The organism is Dellaglioa sp. CoH-57-MRSF-18 (genome assembly GCF_056781995.1).
Genome location: NZ_JBXAXX010000276.1, coordinates 1 through 241 on the forward strand (window position 1 = coordinate 1; position 241 = coordinate 241).

At 62.7% G+C, this 241-nt stretch carries 1 protein-coding gene; it reads right to left on the reverse strand.

What is annotated here, in order from left to right:
• The coding region (locus AC1RPG_RS08955) for a hypothetical protein (RefSeq protein ID WP_481762634.1) at nucleotides 1-241 on the reverse strand (241 nt) is incomplete at both ends.

Sequence of the window (241 nt, forward strand, 5' to 3'; positions counted from 1 at the left end):
GGACGTAGCCGAACAGTCATCAGCGACTTTGTTGGCTGCTTCGGCTGTCATTCCTTTCGCTGCTTGGAAGTCATGGCTTCCGTCGGCGTTGAAGCCCGTGAAACCGATTCCCTTCCGGCCGAGGCACGCGCGGTACCGTTCCTCCATCTCCGCGTATTCCGCGTCCGTGACGATGCCGTCCGACAGCGCCTGCCGCTCGAAATCCGACGTCGCGCTCGTGTAGGCCTCGGCGAGCTCATCC